The following is an 18500-nucleotide window of genomic DNA, read 5'->3' as shown; positions in this document are numbered from 1 at the left end:
ACCCACATGACGAGCCCACCGGCACAGCAGGAGTACGTCTTCGACCCGGTCTGGGAGAAGGAGACCGAGCGGCTTCGCACCAACGAGGCGATATGGGACCCCGGAACCCTGGAGCGGCTCGCCGCGCTGGGTGTGGGGCCCGGCTGGCACTGCCTGGAGATCGGCGCCGGATCCGGCTCCGTGGCGCGCTGGCTCGCCGACCGCGTGGGCCCCACAGGACGGGTCCTCGCCACCGACCTCCAGACCGATCGCCTCACAGCGCTGGCGTCACTGCCCCAGGTGGACGCCGTACGGCACGATCTGCGGGAGGAGGACCTGCCCGAAGCGGCGTTCGACCTCGTGCACTCCCGCATGGTGCTCCAGCACCTGCCCGACAGGGCCGCCGCCGTGGACCGCATGGTGCGCGCGCTGCGGCCGGGCGGAGTGCTGTTCCTGGAGGACACCGACTCCTCCACACTGTTCCGCTCGTACGTCTCGGAGGACTTCCTCCAGGACGTACGAGCCGCCGGATACGGCCTGATGCGCGAGTCGGGCCACGACCCGCGCGGCGGGCACGTCGACCACCAACTGGTCCTGGCCGCCGGCCTTGAGGCGACGGCGGAGGGCCGTGCCGTGATGGTGCGCGGCGGCTCCGACCAGGCCAGGCACTACATGCTGTGGCTGGAGTTCATGCGACCGCGCATCGTCGGCGCCGGGCTCCTCGACGACGCACGGATCGACGCGGCCCTCGCCGAGATGGCCGACCCGGCCCACCACTGGCTGAGCCAGGTGCTGATCAGCACGGTCGGCCGCAAGGGCGGAGCGGAGCCGGGACGATGACGGCGACCACCGCGGCGCCACCGCGCCAAGGCGTCCGGGAACGGGCGGGCGCCTACGCGAAGTTGGCGAAGCTCTCCTTCTTCGACTACTACCTCTGCGTCTTCGTCGTCCTGGCACTGCTGCCCGGCGCGGCCTGGGACGAACCGCGCACCTGGTGGGTCCTGGTGCTGTTCGACGTCGGCTGGGTCGGGGTCGTGGCGGCCACCGTCGCACTGGACGACGTCACCGGAGTACGGGACGGCAGCGACGCCCGCAACTACGACCCGCAGGAGTCACTGCGCGCCCGGGACCGCAAACCCCTGCTCGACGGCAGGCTCACCCTGCGGCAAGCACTGCGCTTCGGCTGGGGATGCGCCATCGGGGGCAGCGCCCTGTGGGCGCTCACCGCGCTGGTCGCACCGCACCGGCCCTGGTGGGCGCTGGCGGCGGCAGGCTTCTCGGTGGTCATCAGCGTGCAGTACTCCTACGGCCTCAAGCTCAGCTACCGGGGCGGCCAGGAGGCGGTCATCTGGCTGAGCACCGGCCTGTGCGTGCTGATCCCCTTCGCCCTGCTGAACGGGGAGATGACCGGTGCGGCGTGGCTTGCGTGCTTCCTGTTCGGACTGTGGAGCCTCATGGTCTCGGTCTACTCCAACATCAACGACGTGGACGGCGACCGGGTGGCCGGCCGCCGCAACCTCGCCACGAGCGTCCCGCCGGGCGTCTACCGCGGCTTCATCGCCGGGCTCTCGCTGGCCGAGACCGGCGCGATCGTCGTCACCGCGGCGGTCGGCGCGGTGCCGTGGTGGTTCTGCGCGTTCCTGCTGCCCGTGGTGGGTCTGCGCGCCCGGCAGGCACACGCCGGGCTGGTCGCGGGTGAGGTGCTCTCGGCCCGCAAACAAGGCGTCACCATCCACCGCTGGGGCGTCGTCCTGCTGGTCGCGGCGAACCTGGCGCTCGTGCACAACGGCTGAAAGGGCACACGATGTCCCCAACGAAGAACGACGCCGTCCCGCCGAGCTCGGGTCGTCGCGTGGTGGTGGTCGGCCAGGGATATGTGGGCCTGCCGCTGGCCGTACGGGCCGTGGAGGCGGGCCACACCGTCGTGGGCTACGACGTGGACGTCGGGCGGATCGCCCGGCTGCGGTCCGGCGACTCCTACGTGGAGGACGTGGACGAGCGCCGGCTGGCGAAGGCGCTGGAGTCCGGGGCCTACCACCCCACGACCGACGTCGGGGCGCTCGACGGCTTCGACGTGGCCGTGGTCACCGTGCCCACCCCGCTCCTCGACGACGTACCCGACCTGACCTGCATCGAAGAGGCGGCGCTGACACTGGCCGCGCACCTGCGGCCGGGCGCGCTGGTCGTCCTGGAGTCCACCACGTACCCGGGCACCACCGAGGACGTATTCGGAGCGCTGCTGCAGAAGGAGAGCGGCCTGTGCCCCGGCACCGACTTCCACCTCGGCTACAGCCCCGAGCGCATCGACCCCGGAAACCGGCGCTGGACCCTGGAGACCACCCCCAAGATCGTGTCGGGCGTGGACGCGGAGTCCCTGCGCCGCACCGCCGAGTTCTACGACACGGTGGTCGAGCGGACCGTGCCGGTGCGCGACACGAAGACCGCCGAGCTGACCAAGCTCCTGGAGAACACCTATCGGCACGTCAACATCGCGCTGGTCAACGAGATGGCGGTGATCGCCCGCGAACTCGGGGTGGACGTCTGGGAGGCGATCGACGCGGCCTCCTCCAAGCCCTTCGGCTTCATGCCGTTCACGCCGGGCCCCGGGGTCGGCGGCCACTGCCTGCCCGTCGACCCGCGCTATCTCTCCTGGCGGGTGGAGCGTGAACTGGGCCGCCGGTTCCGGTTCGTCGACCTCGCCAACGACGTCAACAGCCAGATGCCGAACTACGTGGTCCAGCGGCTGGTCCAAGCCCTCAACCGGCTCCAGCGCCCGGCGAACGGCTCCCGGGTACTCCTGCTGGGCCTCGCGTACAAGCGCAACACCGGCGACGCCCGCGAGTCACCGGCGGTGAAGGTCGCCGAACTGCTGCTGCGGACCGGCGCGCAGGTGCACGCGGTGGATCCGCACGTACGGGAATCCGTGCCGCTGGACGTCCGGGTGCGCAGGGTGGAGCTCACCGAGGAGGAGGTGGCCGCCGCGGACGCGGTGGTGCTGCTCACCGATCACGACGACTTCGACTACGACGTGGTGCTGCGCGGCGCCCAGCACGTCCTGGACTGCCAGCGGCGGCTGCGGCCCGCCGCCAACGTCGAGATCCTCTGATGGCGGAGGCCCACGGCGGGCGCGCGCGACGGATGTGGCAGGACGCGTCCGTGTCCGCGGTCGTCGCGGGCGCCATAGCGGTCGTGGTCTCCTTCGCGGGGCCCCTGACCATCGTGGTCCAGGCCGCGCACGCCGGCGGCCTGGACGAGGCCCACCTCTCGTCGTGGGTCTGGGCGATCGCCGTGGGCAGCGGTGTGACCGGGTTCGTGCTGAGCCTGCGGTACCGCGCGCCGATCGTGGCGGCCTGGTCGACACCGGGTGCGGCGCTGCTGGTCGGCCAGCTCGACGAGATGCCGTACGCGACGGCGATCGGGGCGTATCTGGCTGCCGCCGCGCTCACCGTACTGGTGGGCGCGACGGGCTGGTTCGACGCGCTGATGCGGCGCGTTCCGGCCGCCGTCGTCTCCGCCGTCCTGGCCGGGATCCTGCTGCGGTTCGGCCTGGACGCCTTCCGGGCGCTGGAGAGCGGTCCCGCGGTGGCCGGGGTGATGCTCGCCGGATACGTCGTCTGTCAGCGGGTGGCGCCCCGGTATGCCATAGCGGCGCCGCTCGCCGCGGCCGTCGCGGTGGCGGGCCTCACCGGCACGCTGTCCCTCGGCGGCACCCGACTCTCCCTCGCCACCCCGGTGTTCACCGCGCCCGCCTGGCCCGGCGAGGCGCTGGTGAGCCTGACGCTGCCGCTGTTCCTGGTCACCATGTCGGCGCAGAACGCGCCGGGGGTGGGGGCGCTCAAGGCGGCCGGCTACGCGGTGCCCTCGGGGCCGCTGGTCCGTGACACGGGTGTGGCGTCCGTCGTCCTCGCGCCGTTCGGGGCGCACGCCCTCAACCTCGGCGCGATCACGGCGGCGATCTGTGCCGGCCCGGACGCTCATGAGGACCGCGCCCGCCGCTATGTGGCCGGACTGAGCTGCGGGGTGCTGTACGTCGCGGTCGGCCTGTGCGGGGCGACCGTCGCCGGGCTGTTCGCGGCGCTGCCGCCGGAGCTGATCTCGGCGGCCGCGGGCGTCGCCCTGCTGGGTGCCCTGGGCGGCAGCATCTCGGGCGCGTTCACCGAAGTGGATCACCGGACCGCCGCGATCGTCGCATTTCTCACCACCGCGTCCGGTATCACCTTGTGGGGACTCGGCGCGGCTTTCTGGGGTTTGATCTTCGGAATGCTCTGCCGCGTGATCCTGAGGAAATCGAAGCGGAATGAGAATTCCGTCATCAGTCGCTCGTCTCAGGATCTGGAACGGCGGCGAGAGTAATTCCAAGAATGTGAAAAATAAGGTTCCCCGGAAGATATGCGGTCCGTATGCTCTTCCCTGAGTTTCACGCACCGTGAGCTACGGGGGGTAGCGTCATGCGGAATGCAAGACTTCAGTTATCTGAGTACAAACAATTCGCCCCATGGGCGATCGGGACATCCCGATGACCGCCGGGGCGCTCGGCGCCGGCCGGCTCTGCCCCCGGCCGACCCTCGACCTCCCGTCCCGCGTACCCGGCCACCGCGACACGCTGGTGGGGCGCGACCTGGAGGTCCTGACCCTCTCCGCACTGCTCGGTGAGGAAGCACACCGTCTGATCACCCTGACCGGCCCCGGCGGTGTCGGCAAGAGCCGGCTGGCCTGCGCGGCCGTGGCCGATGCCCGCATCGCCCGGGTCGCCTATCTGGACCTGCACGGGACCACCGGCTGCGACGACCTGGCCGAGACCCTGTCCGCCGTCCTGCCGGACGAGCCGTGCCTGTTGGTGCTCGACGGCTGCGAACAGGCCGCCGACGCCACGGCCGCCGCGGTCGACACCCTGCTGGGCCACGCGCCCGCACTGCGCGTCCTCGCCACCAGCCGCCGCCCCCTGCGTCTGTACGGGGAGCGGTTCCTCCCGGTGCCCCCGCTGCCGACCCCGCCCTCGCCGTACCGGCAGGACGTCCTCGAACTCCAGGACTACGCCGCGGTGGAGCTCTTCGTCGACCGGGCCCGGGCGATCGACCCGTCGTTCGCGCTGACCGCGCAGAACGCCCGGGCGGTGGCGGAGATCTGCACCCGGATGGACGGGCTGCCGCTGGCGATCGAGCTGGTCACCGAGAAGCTGCGGCTCTTCCCGGTGGACAGCCTGCTGACCCGGCTCCGCGAAGGCCGGCCGGTGCTGGGCGGCTACCACGCCGCGCGCTCGCCGCTGCACCGCAGCGTCCACTCGATCACCGAGCACAGCTTCCGGCTGCTCGACGAGGAGCAGCGCGCACTGCTCACCCACCTCTCGGTCTTCACCGCCGGCACGAACCTCCCGACCGCGGAGGAGTTCTGGGAGCTTCCCGCGCACCGGACGGAACAGGCGGTGGAGGCGCTGGTCGGCCACCATCTGCTGCGGGTGGCGCCGGGCGGCGGGGAGCCGCGGTTCACGATGTTCAACACTGTCCGCGAGTTCTGCCTGGAGCGGCTGTCGGCCACCGGCGAGCTGCCGGACGCCCGGCGCCGGCACGCGGAGCACTTCCTGTCGCTCGCCCTCGAGGCCGAGCCGTACCTGACGGGACCCCAGCAGGCCGAGTGGCTCCAGCGGCTGGCCCCGCTGCACGAGGACCTGCTGGCCGCGCTGGCCCATTTGGAGACGAGCGGCCGCCGGCTCGACGCGGCGCGCGCCACCCTCGCCCTGCACCGCTTCTGGCTGGTGCGCGGCCATCTCGACCTCGGGGAGCAGTGGCTGGCCAAGGCGGCGGAGACGTTCGTCGCCGCTCCCGGACACGAGGAGCCGTCCGCGCGGGCCCACGCGGCACGGGGCGAGGTGGCCCTGGCGCGCGGCAGCGTGCGGCTGGCCGCGGACTGCTTCTGGCGCGCGGCCTGCGCCTTCCGCGAGCAGGGCGAGACCGCCCACGAGCGGGCGGCGCTGGCCTGGCTCGCCTTCACCCACCAGTCCGCGGGGCCCGAGACGATCCGCAAGGCCGCGGCGCAGCTGCTCCGCGTGGCGTCCCATGAGGGGGCGACCGTCCAGGTGGCGAACGCCGCGCTGCCGCTGGCGGCCGGGAGCTGGTGCACCGACGCCAAGCTCACCGCCGACCTGCTGGACACGGCCAACTCCCTGTTCCTGCGGGCGCGGGACGTCCGTGGCGAAGGGCTGGTCCTCGGCATGCGCGGCGTGCTGGCGGACTGCCAAGGTGATCAGGCGCTGTCGGAGCGGCTGCTGTGGGAGGGGCTGTACCGGCTGCGGTCCATCGGGGAGCACATGGTGCTGCCCTCGGTGCTGGAGGGGCACGCGGTGCACTTGTGGCGCCGGCTGCCGCACCAGGGGCACCGCGTGGCGCGGCTCCTCGCGGCCGCGTCCGCGCTGCGGGAGTCGACCGGAGCGCATCCGCCGTTGCTCGTCCACGGCGTGGCCGCCGCCCTGCCCGACGCGCGCCGCCTGCTGTCCGGCTCCGAGTACGCGGCGGCGTGGCGGGAGGGGCGGGTGCTCTCCGCCGTCGCGGCCGCGGGCGAGGCGCTCGCCTTCGGCCCGCCGCCCGCCGGGTCCGCGTCGGCGGTCTCCCGTCCGGCGCGGCTCACGGCCCGTCAGTACGAGGTGGCCAAGCTGGTCAGCCAGGGGATGACCAACCGCCAGATCTCGCAGCGGCTGGGCCTGTCGGAGTGGACCGTGGTGAACCACGTCCGGGAGGTCATGCGCCGGTTGGACGTGCCGTCGCGCCTTCACGTGGCGAAGTGGGTGCTGGGCCGGGAGTACCACGACGCGGTGGACACCCTGGCGGAGTGACCGCCCGCCATCCGCCCTTGAGCGGGCGGCCGGCGGGCGGGCCGACCTCCGGAACGTGCCGTGGCCGTTCAGCGGGTGACTGGAACCCTCAGGGGGTGACTGGAACCCTCAGGGGGTGACCGGGACCCGGCGCAGCTTCTCCGGGTTGCGCACGGCGCGTACGGCGGCGATCCGGGGACGGCCGTCCACCAGGTCGACGTCGACCGCGACCACGGCGAACACCCCTGCCGGGGTGGCCAGTACGGCGGCGGGCGTGCCGTCGTGCTGCTCGTCCATCCGGACCACGAGCCCGGCCGGATAGCCGCCCGCGGTGGACGCGAAGTACTCGGCGACCACGGAGGCCCCGTGCAGCGGGACGCGCGGGGTCTCCGCGTGGCCGTTGCCGTCCGCCCACATGGTCACGTCGGGGGCCAGCACCGTCATGAGCGCCTCCACGTCGCCGCCGAGGCAGGCGGCGACGAAGTGCTCGGTGATCTCGCGGACCCGCCGGCGGTCCGACTCGAAGCGCCGGTTCCGCAGCCGCACATGGCGCCGGGCGCGGCTGCCGAGCTGTCGTACGGCCTGTTCGCTGCGGTCGACCGCCTCGGCGACCTCGGGGAAGCTGAACCCGAACACCTCGTGCAGCACGAACACCACGCGCTCCAGCGGGGAGAGCGTCTCCATCATCACCAGGACGGCCATGCTCAGTGACTCGCCGAGCAGTGAGGACTCCACCGCGACGTCGGACGAGACCAGCAGCGGTTCGGGCAGCCAGGGCCCCACGTACTCCTCGCGCCGGGTCCGGCTGCGGCGCATCTCGTCGATGGAGGTGCGGGTGACGGCCCGTACCAGGTAGCCGCGTGGGTCGGCGACGGCGTCCGGGTCGACGCGCTGCCACCGCAGCCACGTCTCCTGGACGACGTCCTCGGCGTCGGCGACGGTACCGAGCATGCGGTACGAGATGCCGAACAGAAGCTGCCGGTACCGTTCGAACGGATCCGAGGTGCCGGATCGCTCGGAGACGGCTGTCGCCTCGGCCATGACTCTCCGTTCCATGTGCACTCAGGTTCAGGACGCGTCGCCATCGATCGCCAACTGCCCTGCCGAGTCTACAATCCCGGCCTCCCACCCCTCCTGCCGATTCCTGCCGTTCTCCATGCGGAATCCACCGATGCCGCGTGCGAATTCCTTTCAGGGAACAGTTTCGGGTTCAGGAAATGCGGCGGGCGGAGGGGGGCGGGGAAAGAATTCCGCTAGTCCATGGCTCCGGCGACGTCCGCCTTCGCGGGCGCCTCCGCGGCCGATTCCGGCTCGGGTCGCGGGGCCGGCGGCAGGAGCATGGCGAGTGCGGAGCCGACGACGGCCACCGCGACCGTCAGGAACAGGCCGTAGCGCACCGCGTCGGTGAGGCCGTCGGCGTACATCGAGTCCGTCAGCCGGCCGGCCTGCTGCCGCACCTCCTCCGGGACACCCTCGGCGGCGAGCCGGTTCTGGAGCAGGGCGCCGACCGCGGCACCGCCGACGACCGCGCCGATCTGCCGGAACGTGGTGAACATGCCGGAGGCGACACCGGTCAGCCGCGGCGGGATCTCCTGCATCGCGAGCGTGCTGGTGGGCGCGAAGACCAGACCCATGCCGATGCCGAAGACCACCTGGCCCGGGATGATGGCCCACACGCTGGAGTCCGGCTCGGCCATGACGGCGGTGAGGGCGATACCGGCACCGAAGATCAGCAGCCCGGGGATGAGCAGCTTGCGGCCGCCCAGCTTGCCGACTGCGCTGCCGGCCAGGGGTGCCACGAACATCGAGACCAGCGGTCCGGGTACGAGGGCGAGACCGGCCTCGCCCGCGGAGAGCCCGAGCACGGACTGCAGGTAGAGGGTGAGCGGCAGCAGCACACCGATGGAACCGAACAGCAGCATCGCGCCGAGCAGGGCGGAGACGGTGAACCCGCGGCTGCGGAACAGCTCGAACGGCACCAGCGGGCGCCGGTCCTGACGGGCCCGCTGGTGCACCGCGAAGACCCCGAGGAGCGCCACACCGAGCGCGATGACGAGCGGGATGCTGAGGAAGGACTCGATGGTGCCCCAGTCGTAGCGCTCGCCCTCGATCAGCCCGTACACGATCAGGGTGAGGCCCGCCGTGGACAGGACGGCACCCGACAGGTCCAGCGAGGACTGCTGGCCCGTCCGGACGTCGGGCACCACGACGAGCGCGCCGAGCAGCGCCACCGCGCCGATCGGGAGATTGATGAAGAAGATCCAGCGCCAGTCGAGGCCGGAGACCAGCGCGCCGCCGACGGTGGGCCCCGCGACCGTGGCCAGACCCGCGACGGCGGACCACACGCCGAAGGCGGCCCCACGCCGCTCCGCCGGGAAGACGGCGCTGATCAGGGCCAGGGTCTGCGGCATCATCACCGCGGCGCCGAGCCCCTGGACGGCCCGGGCCGCGATCATCTGGCCCGGGGTGTCCACCAGGCCGCACACCACCGATGCCAGGGTGAAGACCGCGAGCCCGGTGGCGAAGACCCGTTGCGCCCCGAAGCGGTCGCCGAGCCGTCCGGAGAGCAGCAGCAGCGCCGCGAAGACCAGCATGTAGGCGTTGGCGAACCAGAGGATGTCGTCCAGCGACGCGCCGAGCCCCGCCGCCATCTCGGGAATGGCGATCGTGACGATCGTCGTGTCCAGCAGCGTCATGAAGGAGCTCGCGCAGAGCACCGCAAGCACCAGCCAGGGGTTCCGCTGCCGAGTGTGTGGTGCGTCCGTGACCATCCCGCGGCCTCTCGTTCGTCGTCGTGTGAGGTGCTTCAACAGGACCGACGCAGCCGGAGGCGAAACCGTGACATGAGTACGACGGGAATCAAGGAAACGGTCTGAAACTGCTGGCGAGTTGGGGATGGGGAAGCGACAACGCCCATGGCCTGGACAGGCCTGTCACACTTCGCGGCGCCGCTGCGTCGGTACTGGGTGAGAGTGAAGGCCGCGCACCACGACATGGAAGGCAGGAGCGGACATTGAACGGCGAGACGCTCATCCAGCGATACATCCGGGCCCTCGGGGAGCAGGACTGGGACACCCTCACCGAGCTCTACGACGAGGACGCCGTCTTCTACACACCCCTCAAATGGGGGGTCAAGGGCGTCCCGTTCATCGTTCAGTTCTGCAAGGCCGTACACCAGGGGTTCCCGGGCGTACGGGTGGCCTTGCACGACGAGTTCTCGAACGCGGACGGCACCCGGGTGGCGTTCCGCTTCACGATGCACTGGCACAACACCGGCCCGTTCCTCGGGCAGGAGCCCACCGGCGAGCGCGGGACGAGCATCGAGGCCCACACCGTGCGTGTCCGCGACGGCCGGATCACCGAACAGGTCGTGGCCGTCGGGTCGTTGCACCTGCCGTACATCGAACTCGTGCGCTGGGGCATGGAGTTCCCCCGCGACCTGGTCGACCCCGCGCCCGAGATCGTATCCGCACCGCATGACGGGGGAACGCGTGCCTGAGCCCGCCGCCTCCACTGCCCACGAATCGCACGGACCGCACGAACCGGGTGCCGGGGAGATCCCCTTCGGGATCCGGCCGCCCGAGGACGTCGCCGCGCGCATGCGCGAGCGCGGCTGGTGGCGTGACCGGTCCATCATCCAGGACCTCCTCGACACGGCCGCCGAACACCCCGAGGCCCCGGCCGTCGTCGCAGCCCGCACGGACGCGACCGACCCGGTCACCATCGGCTACGCCCAACTCGCGGGCCACGCCGAGCGTTTCGGCGCCGCACTGCTGTCCCTGGGGATCCGGCGCGGCGACCGGGTCGCCTTCCAGTTCCCCGGCTGGTGGGAGGCCGCCGCACTCACCCTGGCCTGCGCCTGGACGGGCGCCGTGGCGGTGCCGCTGCTGCCCACGATGCGCAGCAGGGAGGTGGAGCGACTGCTCCGGGTGACAGGGGCGAGCCTCTGCGTCGTCCCGGACACCTGGAACGGCTACGACTACGCGGCGGTCCTCGAAGAGATCGCGCCCGGGCTCCCCGAGCTGCGCCACCGGGTCGTTTACGGCGACAAAGTGCCCGACGGAGCCGTCGACTTCGCCGCGTACTTCCTGCACACCGCGCACGAGGACCGGCTGCCGCAGCCGATCGAGGTGCCCTCCGGGCCGGACCTCGACTCCGTGATCCTGGTGATGTTCACCTCCGGCACCACCGGCGAGCGCAAGGCCGTGCTGCACACCGAGAACACGCTCCACGCCGGGACCGCCGCGGCGGCCGGTGCCGCCGAGCGCGGCTGGGACAAGGGTGAGGTGTTCTGCTCACCCCACCCCGTCTCGGGGCTCGCCGGTCTCCTGTACTGCCTCTGGGGGCCGATCCTCGCCCAGGGCACCGGGGTGTACCTGGACACCTGGAACGCGGCGGAACAGCTGAAGCTGATGGCGAAGGCACGCGTCACCCAGGTGTTCGCCGCGCCGCCTTTCGCGGCGCAGCTGGTCGAGGCGCAGCGGGCCGACCCGCACGAGCTGCCCGACCTGCGGTTCGTCATGTGCGGGGGCGCGCCCGTGGTGCCGAAACTCGTGGCCGACGTCACCGACGCCTTCTCGGTGCCGGTGCGCACCTGTTGGGGGATGACCGAACTCGGCATGGGCATCCGCACCCCGGAAGGGGGACCGCCGCCCGGTGCCGTCCGCAGTGACGGCCGGCCCCTCGCGGGCCTGGAGATCTCCCTGCGGGAGGTCCCGGGGGAGGACGGCGTGCACCGGCTCTGGGTCCGTGGCCCCTCCGTCTGCGTGGCCGTGTGGTCGCCCGGCGCGGACGGCGGCGTGGCACAGCCGACGTGGACGCGGGACGAGGGGTGGATGGACACCGGCGATCTGGTCCGGGACGACGGCGCGGGCGGCGTGCGCTTCGAGGGGCGGGCGAGCCGCCGGGTCGGCGGGCCGTACATGATCCCCGTGGCGGACGTGGAGGGGGAGATCCTGCACCACCCCGACGTGCGCGAAGCCGTGATCATCGGATACAGCGGGGAGGACGGCCAGGAACACGCGTGCGCGGTGCTCGCGCCCCGCGCGGACCGGACGCCCGACCTGGCGGAACTGCGCGCGTTTCTCGCCGGACGCGGAATGACGGAGTGGTACATCCCTGAACGGGTCGTGGGAGTCGCGGAGCTGCCGAAGAACGAGAACGGAAAGGTCCTCGTCGGGGAGTTGCGGCCGCTGCTCGCCTGAGAGCCTGTGTCATCACCCCGGCCGGGCGGGCGTCCGTCGGCCGTACGGCACACCGGAAGGCGGCCTCGGCCACGGGCGCATCGAGGCCCTGGCGTCGGCCGCCTCCCGGCCGCTACCGCGTCTGCTGCGCCACCCACTGGGCGATGTGGACGCGGGACGGCACGTCGAGACGGCGCATGATGTGCCGTACGTGATTCACCACGGTCCACTCCGACAGCTTGAGCCGGGCCGCGATCTGCCGGTTGGTCAATCCGTTGCTGACGAGGAGGGCCACCTCGTACTGGCGGGCCGAGAGGCGCGCGGATTCGGGCGTCGCGGCCGGCGCGGGCCCGGTGGGCAGCGGCGCGGCCAGCGCCTCCTGGGCCGCGGCCCGCGGAGTCAGCGCCCGCCCCTCGCGCCGTACCGCCTCGTACTCCGGACCCGAGCAGAACGCGCGCAACTCCCGCACGGCGGTGGCGGGCACGGCCGAGGCAGGGAGCGGATTCGCTCCGGTCGCCTCCCGGATGGCCGTCGAGGCGGCGAGTATCCTCGCGATCCGCTCGCCCTGCTCCGGCAGGCGCTGCCACAGCAGATAGGCGCGGGCTTCCAGGGCCGGGGGCAGCATGGTGCGCTCCCCGACGGCCTGGAGCCGGAGCAGGCCTTCGTGGAGCAGGCTCTCCGCCCGCTCCTGATCGCCGCGCGCGACGCTCACATCGGCGCGCCGGACCAGCACGAGGCCTTGGCCGCGTACGTCCTGCGCCCGCGCGTACACGGTCTCCGCCGCGTCGAGCAGCTCCGAGGCCAGCTTGGAGTCGGTGTGGCGGGCCCGCGCGGCGAGTGCGAGTGCCGCCTCCCCGACCTCTTCCGGCGCCGGGGACGTCCGCGCGGCCGTGAGGACGTGCTCCGCCAGAGCGCGGGAGTCGGCGGACGCCATGTCGGGCCGTGCGGCGGCGAGTTGGGTGCGGGCGGTCAGCTCCTGGTGGCGCTGCCCGCACTCCGCGTGGGCGATGGCGGCTCGCTGGAAACAGTCCGCCGCGAGATGGCTGTCCCCGGCGGCCAGGGCAAGCGCGCCGCGTGCCGCCTCGGCCCGCGCGGTGAGGTGCCGTTGCCCGGCGCGGGTGAGGAATACGGCCGACGCGTCCGCCAACCACCGCTCACCGGTGGCGAGGTGACCGCGCGTCAGCCAGTAGCGGCGCAGGGCCAGCGCGGCCAGGGCGGTGTCGTGCCGCCGCCCCCGCGCGGTGAGATGGGAGAGGGCGGCCCGGACGTTGTCGTGGTCCGTCGCCAGCCGGTCGAGCCATGCGTGCTGCCGGGGCCCGGCCAAGTGCGGTTCGGCCCGCAGCGCCAGCGCGAGGAAGTGCTCGGCGTGCTGATCGCGGACCTGGTCCAGGGTGCCGGCCGCTTCGAGCCGCTCCAGGCCGGACTCCCGGACGATGTGGTACATCGAGCACCGGGTCTCCGCGTCCGAGGTGTGTACGCGCAGCAACGCGTGGGCGGCCAGGGCCTCGACGGTCTCCTCGGCCCTGTCGGCGGGCAGGCCCCAGAGCTCGCCGACGGTGGTGAGGCTCATGCCGCCGACGGCCACCGACAGCCGGGTGAGGAGAGCGAGCTGGTGCTCGTCGAGCCGGTCGTAGCTGCGCTCCGAGATCGCGCTGATGGAGCGGTGCCGGGGCAAGCGCGCCGGGTGGCTGCCCCCGAGGACCGGCCTGCCGTCCCGCAGCCGGGTCAGAAGGACGTCGAGGTCGAACAACCGCAGCCGGTTCGCGGCGAGTTCGACGGCGAGGGGAATACCGTCGAGGCGGGCGCAGATCTCGGCGACGGTCCGGGCGTTGTCCTCGGTCAGGGCGAAGGAGGGAATGATTCTCCTGGCCCGGTCGACGAAGAGCGTCACCGCGGGGTGTTCCTGGAGCTCCGAGACGTCCTGATGGTAGGGAGGCGGAGGCGCGGACAGCGGCCGCACGGGGACCACCTGCTCGCCGTGGGCGTGCAGCGGCCTGCGGCCGGTGGCGAGGATCCGCAGCAGGGGCCGTTCGTCGAGGAGCGCATCGACCATGGCTGACGCGGGGTACCCCGAGAGCTCGAAGCCGTCGAGGACCAGCCAGGACTCGGCCGACGGCGGTGGTACGTCCATGGCCTCGGCCAGCGCCTGAGGGGTCTCGATCTCGTGGGCGTCCACGTGCCGCAGGACGGGCACCGCCGCGTGCGCCACCGCGGCCTCGGCGAGCCGTGTCTTGCCGACGCCGCCGGGCCCGACGAGGGTGATCAACCGGGCCGTGGGCCGCTTGAGCCGCACGGAGAGGTCGAGGAGGTCGAGGCGGCGTCCGACCAGGGGAGTGCGAGCCGATGCCGAGGACCGCGACGCATGTCCGGACCGCAGGTCCGGCGGCTTTCCGCCCCATGCCGCCACATGTGCGTTCATGGGCAGTCCCTGGTTCCGCGCGCATGGCTCTCGGACGCGCTCCGCCGTGCAGTGATCATTTCTGCCGCCCCCGTCGATCTTGAAAAAGAATCTGGCGTCAAAACCGCACAGTTGGTTTGTTCTTGAATTCTATGGGTTGGCGCGTCATTCCCGCACGAACCTTACGGGGCTCCCCAGTGAGCAAGTGCATTGTGCCTGACCGAGATTGGCCCTCGTCCGGGATCTCGTGCGTGACACAGTGTTGGTCGGGCATCGAAGGCCGACGGGGGAGCCATGCTGCGCATCCATTTCACTGGCAGTGATGTGGAGAACGTGAGGCTCGCCCGGCGACCGGACCCGCTGTGGGAGATCGTGTGCAGCTTGTGCCGCTTGCAGACCCGTGAGGGTGCCCTCGCCTTCGCGCCGTGGCGGCGGATGGTCGGCGGCCTGGTCCGACGGGGCGAGGAGGCCCGAGGGGCGGCGTCGGCACTGTCCACTCTGGTCCCACGCGCGGCGTACTTCCCCGACTTCCTCACCCCGCCCGTCGAAGGCGGCCCCCCGGAGTTGCGGGAAGGCATCGACCGGGTGCTCGCGACACCGAAAAGCCGACTGCGCCACGAGCTGGCCCTGCTGTCGGCGAGCGGCGGACGGCCGTGGGCGGGCGCGGAGTTGGCGCGCGGCGACACGGCTGCGCTGGCCGTGTTGGGCGCGAACCTCCGTACGTACCACCGGGAGTTCATCAAGCCGGTGTGGCGGCACATCGACGCGGCCACGGCGACGGACCGGGCGCTGCGCACCCGCGCCCTCGTGGACGGTGGGACGCGGGCGCTGTTGAACACTCTGCGGCCGATGGCGGTGTGGGAGCCGCCCGTGCTGACGGTCGACTATCCGGTCGACTACGACCTGCATCTCCAGGGCCGGGGCCTGCTGCTGGTCCCGTCGTACTTCTGCTGGCGGCGCCCCATCACGCTGGCCGACAGCGAACTGCGGCCCGTGCTCATCTACCCGGTCGACAAGACACCGCCATCGTCCGGCGCCTCCCCGGCGTCGTCCGCCGCCTCCCTGGCGTCGCTGGCCCGCCTGCTGGGGCCCACCCGCGCCGCGCTCCTGTACGAGGCCGCTGTGCTCGCCTGCCCCACCACCTCCGAACTCGCCCATGCGACAGGGGTGTCCCTGCCGAGCGTCAGCCAGCAGCTCGCCGTGCTGCGGGAAGGCGGACTCGTCGCGTCCCGACGTGACGGCAAACGCGTCCTGCACACCGCGACCCCGTTGGGCCATCAGCTCCTCGGCAGGTCCTGACGCCGGCACCTGCCCGACGTTTTGGCTGGAGCCAAAAGCACATGCGCTCCGATTCCCGGGCCGCCCAGGCTGTGCAAGGAAGAGCTGTGCAAGGAAGACACGAACCACGCCGAGCGCAGCCACCGACCGCAATCGAGGAGTGCAAGCCCATGCTGGTCAAGAGATCTGTTCTGGCGACGGCCGCCGCCCTCGCCTCGCTGACGGGAGCCCTGGCCGCCACCCAGGCCCAGGCGGCCCCGGTGTCGCCGCAGGCGGTATCGCCCACGGTCACGCCCGCACCCGAGAAGGTCTTCCACACGACGGACGGGCTGAGCTCCTGTCCGAAGGGCCGCTTCTGCACCGAGACGTGGGACCCGGTGAAGAAGAGCTGGAAGATCCACGTGTTCTGGCAGTGCGGAACCTACGCGCTGAGCAATTGGGAGGGCGTGGGCGCCTACATCAACAACCAGGACGGTGCGTACGCCAAGGTGCTCAACAAGGACAAGAAGCTCGTGTGGCCCGAGATACCGCCGAACAACAAGAAGGGGTGGGGCAACTGGTCGGACGCATGGTTCATCCGCCCTTGCTGACGGTCCTCCGCTGCACGTGACACCGAAGTGGGGTCGCGGAGCCGCGGAATCGCGGAGTCGTTCAGCGATACGGAGGACTTCGACGAAATCGGGGCTTCGCGACGAACTTCAGCTCCTCGCTCTCGCCTAGCGTCACAGGCATGTATCCGAGGAGGAGCCGAAGATGACCGAAGATCTGTACGGGCGCGCAGTCGTCGCCGACACGCACGATGATCTGCTCATGCCGGCGGGGGAGCGGCGGACCCCGCACCGCTGGGCGGCGTTCTTCCGTGAGCAGCCGGGCAAGCCGGGCAAGTGGAGCGGTGCCCGATGAGCGGCGCGCCGCCGGGACGGCCGGCGCTCCAGCTGCCCGCGATGCTCGCGGACCTCGAGGAACTGGTGGTGTGCGAGTCGTTCTCCGCCGACCTGGACGCCGTGGCGCGCAGCGCGGACGTCGTGGCCGCCCAGGGGGCACGCCATCTCGGCGCCTCGCCGGAACGCCTCGTCATCGACGGCGTCACGCATCTGCGGTGGACATTCGGCACCCCCCGCGTGCTGCTCCTGGGACACCACGACACGGTGTGGCCGATCGGCTCGCTGGCCACGCATCCGTGGTCGGTGGCCGACGGCATCGCGCGCGGGCCGGGGGTCTTCGACATGAAGGCCGGTCTGGTGCAGCTGTTCCATGCCCTGGGCTCGCTGCCCTCCCTGGACGGCGTCTGCGTCCTGGTGACCGGGGACGAGGAAGTCGGCTCGGACACCTCGCGGGCGCTGATCGAGGAGGTGGCACGGCAGTGTGCGGCGACCTTCGTCCTGGAGGCGTCGGCGGACGGCGGTGCGTTGAAGACCGCGCGCAAGGGCACCTCCGCGTACGAGTTGCTCGTACGCGGCAGGGCGGCCCACTCCGGTCTTGAGCCGGACAAGGGCGTCAACGCGGCGGTGGAGGCCGCGCATCTGATCCTCGCCCTGGCCGGACTGGCCGAGGAGGCGAACACCGGTGCCCGCGACGGCTGGCGCACCACCGTGGTCCCCACGGTGGTCAAGGCCGGGTCGGCAACCAACACGGTGCCGGCCGAAGCCACGGTCAGCGTGGACGTCCGCGTCCCCTCCCTCACGGCTCAGGAGTGGGTCGACAGCGCGATACGCGGCATGAAGAGCACGGTGCCCGGAGCGCGGGTGGAGGTCCGCGGCGGACCCAACCGGCCGCCGCTGGAGGAAGCGTCCTCCGCCGACCTGTTCGCACGGGCCGGCCTGCTCGCTCAGCGGCTGGGCCTCGGGCAGTTGTCCTCGGCGGCGGTCGGCGGCGCGTCCGACGGGAACTTCACGGCCGGACTCGGCTGCCCCACTCTGGACGGCCTCGGTGCCGTCGGGGGCGGGGCACACGCCGACGACGAGCACGTGGTCGTCGCCGAGCTGGCCCCCCGCGCCCGGCTCCTGGCCGCCCTTGTCGAGGAGGTCACCCGGTGAGCGCCCTCGATGTACGGGAGCTGCACGAACTGCGGGAACTGGAGCGTGTCAACACGCTGTTCGAGGAGATCTGGGGGAGTGCCCCCGGCAGCTCGCCCATGGGGGTCGAGCAGATGCGGGCGCTCTCCCACGCGGGCAACTATGTTGCCGGAGCCTTCGCCGACGGCCGGCTGGTCGGCGCGTCCGTCGCCTTCTTCGCAGCTCCCGCCGGGGAGGCCCTGCACTCGCACGTCACCGGTGCGCTGCCCGGCCACCGGGCGGGCCTGGCCCTCAAGCTGCACCAGCGCGAGTGGGCGCTGGCGCGCGGGCTGCGGCGGATCACGTGGACCTACGATCCGTTGGTGCGGCGCAACGCCCACTTCAACCTGGTCAAGCTCGGCGGGCTCCCGGTGGAGTACCTGACCAGCTTCTACGGGGAGATGGACGACGCGATCAACGGCGGTGACGACACCGACCGGGCGCTCATCTCCTGGGAGCTGAACCATCCCGCGGTGGTCGCCGCCGCGGCATCGCACCGCCGCGCTTCCGTGCAGGTCCCCGACGATGCCGTGACAGCGCTGGCGGTACGGGACGACCTGCCCGTCATCGGCCGTCGCGACGCCGCGACCCTGCTGGTCGAGGTCCCGCCGGACATCGAAGGGCTGCGCCGCACCGACCCCGGCGCGGCCAAGGCGTGGCGGCTCGCGATGCGTGAGGTGCTCGGCGGCCTGCTCGCCGAAGGCGCCCGCGTCACCGGCTTCCACGACCGGACTTCCTACGTTGTCGAACGCGCCCGCCCCCGTCCCGCGTGACCCCTGAATCCTCCCCAGGAGCCCAAGCAT

At 72.0% G+C, this 18500-nt stretch carries 15 protein-coding genes; 12 read left to right on the top strand and 3 right to left on the bottom strand.

What is annotated here, in order from left to right; genetic code table 11:
- Positions 1-6 precede the first annotated feature (6 nt).
- The 5 genes from ACH4D5_RS28640 (at position 7) to ACH4D5_RS28620 (ending at position 6805) form a co-directional block, all read left to right on the top strand.
- Positions 7-819 carry a class I SAM-dependent methyltransferase gene (locus ACH4D5_RS28640; RefSeq protein WP_398307915.1) on the top strand — a complete coding sequence of 271 codons (813 nt, stop codon included), beginning with the start codon at positions 7-9 and terminating at the stop codon, positions 817-819.
- Positions 816-1772: a UbiA family prenyltransferase gene (locus ACH4D5_RS28635; protein ID WP_398307913.1), complete on the top strand. Its 957-nt coding sequence runs from the start codon at positions 816-818 to the stop codon at positions 1770-1772. The genes ACH4D5_RS28640 and ACH4D5_RS28635 overlap by 4 nt, the downstream gene beginning before the upstream one ends.
- A gap of 11 nt (positions 1773-1783) precedes the next feature.
- A complete protein-coding gene (locus ACH4D5_RS28630; RefSeq protein WP_398307911.1) occupies positions 1784-3085 on the top strand; it encodes a nucleotide sugar dehydrogenase in 1302 nt (433 codons plus the stop codon).
- Positions 3085-4332: a benzoate/H(+) symporter BenE family transporter gene (locus ACH4D5_RS28625; protein WP_398307909.1), complete on the top strand. Its 1248-nt coding sequence runs from the start codon at positions 3085-3087 to the stop codon at positions 4330-4332. Before ACH4D5_RS28630 ends, ACH4D5_RS28625 begins: the two co-directional genes overlap by 1 nt.
- Before the next feature lie 142 nt (positions 4333-4474).
- Positions 4475-6805, top strand: coding sequence for a LuxR C-terminal-related transcriptional regulator (locus tag ACH4D5_RS28620; protein ID WP_398307907.1), 2331 nt, complete (start codon positions 4475-4477; stop codon positions 6803-6805).
- A gap of 108 nt (positions 6806-6913) precedes the next feature.
- Here the strand turns inward: ACH4D5_RS28620 and sigJ are convergent, their stop codons facing one another.
- Complete coding sequence (gene sigJ / locus ACH4D5_RS28615; protein ID WP_398307905.1) at positions 6914-7825, bottom strand: RNA polymerase sigma factor SigJ; 912 nt, start codon at positions 7823-7825, stop codon at positions 6914-6916.
- Positions 7826-8037: 212 nt separating this feature from the next.
- Positions 8038-9555: a DHA2 family efflux MFS transporter permease subunit gene (locus ACH4D5_RS28610; protein WP_398307903.1), complete on the bottom strand. Its 1518-nt coding sequence runs from the start codon at positions 9553-9555 to the stop codon at positions 8038-8040.
- A gap of 242 nt (positions 9556-9797) precedes the next feature.
- On the opposite strand from ACH4D5_RS28610, the gene ACH4D5_RS28605 reads away from it, so the two are divergent.
- Both ACH4D5_RS28605 and ACH4D5_RS28600 read left to right on the top strand, forming a co-directional pair.
- The gene (locus ACH4D5_RS28605; RefSeq protein ID WP_398307901.1) at positions 9798-10283 is read left to right on the top strand and encodes an ester cyclase; all 486 of its coding nucleotides are present in this window, start codon (positions 9798-9800) and stop codon (positions 10281-10283) included.
- Positions 10276-11988: an AMP-binding protein gene (locus ACH4D5_RS28600; protein WP_398307899.1), complete on the top strand. Its 1713-nt coding sequence runs from the start codon at positions 10276-10278 to the stop codon at positions 11986-11988. Before ACH4D5_RS28605 ends, ACH4D5_RS28600 begins: the two co-directional genes overlap by 8 nt.
- A gap of 112 nt (positions 11989-12100) precedes the next feature.
- Here ACH4D5_RS28600 and ACH4D5_RS28595 read toward each other — a convergent pair whose 3' ends face one another.
- The gene (locus ACH4D5_RS28595; protein ID WP_398307897.1) at positions 12101-14386 is read right to left on the bottom strand and encodes a LuxR C-terminal-related transcriptional regulator; all 2286 of its coding nucleotides are present in this window, start codon (positions 14384-14386) and stop codon (positions 12101-12103) included.
- Between the two features lie 369 nt (positions 14387-14755).
- Between ACH4D5_RS28595 and ACH4D5_RS28590 the strand changes: the two genes are divergently transcribed.
- From ACH4D5_RS28590 to ACH4D5_RS28570, 5 genes are all read left to right on the top strand, one after another.
- Positions 14756-15664, top strand: a complete 909-nt coding sequence (locus ACH4D5_RS28590; RefSeq protein WP_398307895.1) for a DUF5937 family protein — start codon at positions 14756-14758, stop codon at positions 15662-15664.
- A 149-nt stretch (positions 15665-15813) separates the two neighbouring features.
- The gene (locus ACH4D5_RS28585) at positions 15814-16233 is read left to right on the top strand and encodes a hypothetical protein (protein ID WP_398307893.1); all 420 of its coding nucleotides are present in this window, start codon (positions 15814-15816) and stop codon (positions 16231-16233) included.
- A 163-nt stretch (positions 16234-16396) separates the two neighbouring features.
- Positions 16397-16546, top strand: coding sequence for a hypothetical protein (locus ACH4D5_RS28580; RefSeq protein ID WP_398307891.1), 150 nt, complete (start codon positions 16397-16399; stop codon positions 16544-16546).
- Positions 16547-16587: 41 nt separating this feature from the next.
- The gene (locus ACH4D5_RS28575) at positions 16588-17679 is read left to right on the top strand and encodes a M20 family metallopeptidase (protein WP_398308449.1); all 1092 of its coding nucleotides are present in this window, start codon (positions 16588-16590) and stop codon (positions 17677-17679) included.
- Positions 17676-18470 (top strand): GNAT family N-acetyltransferase, encoded by a 795-nt coding sequence (locus tag ACH4D5_RS28570; protein ID WP_398307889.1) that lies wholly within the window; start codon positions 17676-17678, stop codon positions 18468-18470. The genes ACH4D5_RS28575 and ACH4D5_RS28570 overlap by 4 nt, the downstream gene beginning before the upstream one ends.
- Positions 18471-18500 lie beyond the last annotated feature (30 nt).

Source organism: Streptomyces sp. NPDC018029 (assembly GCF_044327655.1).
Classification (GTDB): Bacteria; Actinomycetota; Actinomycetes; order Streptomycetales; family Streptomycetaceae; genus Streptomyces.
Note: the sequence above shows the minus strand (reverse complement) of the source record. Positions and strands in the feature narration are given on the sequence as shown.

Excerpts from the sequence above, each read along its gene's own strand:
- sigJ (WP_398307905.1), bottom strand. The coding sequence starts at position 7,825 with ATGGCCGAGGCGACAGCCGTCTCCGAGCGATCCGGCACCTCGGATCCG.
- ACH4D5_RS28630 (WP_398307911.1), top strand. The coding sequence starts at position 1,784 with ATGTCCCCAACGAAGAACGACGCCGTCCCGCCGAGCTCGGGTCGTCGC.
- ACH4D5_RS28580 (WP_398307891.1), top strand. The coding sequence starts at position 16,397 with ATGACCGAAGATCTGTACGGGCGCGCAGTCGTCGCCGACACGCACGAT.
- ACH4D5_RS28585 (WP_398307893.1), top strand. The coding sequence starts at position 15,814 with ATGCTGGTCAAGAGATCTGTTCTGGCGACGGCCGCCGCCCTCGCCTCG.
- ACH4D5_RS28635 (WP_398307913.1), top strand. The coding sequence starts at position 816 with ATGACGGCGACCACCGCGGCGCCACCGCGCCAAGGCGTCCGGGAACGG.
- ACH4D5_RS28595 (WP_398307897.1), bottom strand. The coding sequence starts at position 14,386 with ATGAACGCACATGTGGCGGCATGGGGCGGAAAGCCGCCGGACCTGCGG.
- ACH4D5_RS28625 (WP_398307909.1), top strand. The coding sequence starts at position 3,085 with ATGGCGGAGGCCCACGGCGGGCGCGCGCGACGGATGTGGCAGGACGCG.
- ACH4D5_RS28575 (WP_398308449.1), top strand. The coding sequence starts at position 16,588 with ATGCTCGCGGACCTCGAGGAACTGGTGGTGTGCGAGTCGTTCTCCGCC.
- ACH4D5_RS28620 (WP_398307907.1), top strand. The coding sequence starts at position 4,475 with ATGGGCGATCGGGACATCCCGATGACCGCCGGGGCGCTCGGCGCCGGC.
- ACH4D5_RS28610 (WP_398307903.1), bottom strand. The coding sequence starts at position 9,555 with ATGGTCACGGACGCACCACACACTCGGCAGCGGAACCCCTGGCTGGTG.
- ACH4D5_RS28640 (WP_398307915.1), top strand. The coding sequence starts at position 7 with ATGACGAGCCCACCGGCACAGCAGGAGTACGTCTTCGACCCGGTCTGG.